The sequence below is a fragment of the Actinobacillus vicugnae genome (genome assembly GCF_901687125.1).
Classification (GTDB): Bacteria; Pseudomonadota; Gammaproteobacteria; order Enterobacterales; family Pasteurellaceae; genus Actinobacillus; species Actinobacillus vicugnae.
In genome coordinates, this window is the sequence record NZ_CABFJY010000040.1 from 1 (window position 1) to 588 (window position 588).

The 588-nt window shown below is 36.2% G+C and carries 1 pseudogene; it reads left to right on the top strand.

The features are described from left to right. Positions 1-588, top strand: a pseudogene (locus tag F8M47_RS12080) (type VI secretion system tip protein TssI/VgrG); the annotation flags it as partial.

Here is a 588-nt window from a genome sequence, read left to right on the forward strand (position 1 = left end):
GACCCTGTAGGCAGATTAATTGCGCAACAAGTTCAAAACGACATCGGCAATTTTGTGCCGAAAATTAATCGTAAATATAGTTATGATAATGTTGGTAATTTAGTTAAAACGGAAAATTATTATCCGCAAAATGCGCCTGAAATTAACCAATATGTTTACGATGAATTAGGCAGAATTGCAAAAGCGGATAAAGAGATTTTCAACTTTGACCCTGCACATAATATTATTGATAAAACTGATGAAATCGTTAAAAACAACCGTGTGTCATCATTTGACGGAATTAAGTACGAATATGACACATTTGGTAATACGATTAAAATCCAAGAAAGCGAAACGGAATATCAACAGCTTTCGTATGACCTGAAAAATCAGCTAGTGAGAGCGGAAATTTATTCACGCTATCGCAAACCTGAGATTTGGGAATACGGCTACGACCCATTAGGCAGACGAATTACTAAATCAAAAATTACTGGTGAACAACACGAATTAGTTACCGAATTTGTGTGGGACGGTAGCCATCTTGTGCAAGAAATCGATCACAAAACCGACCGCACTTATAACTATATTTATAGCCACCTGAACAGTTAT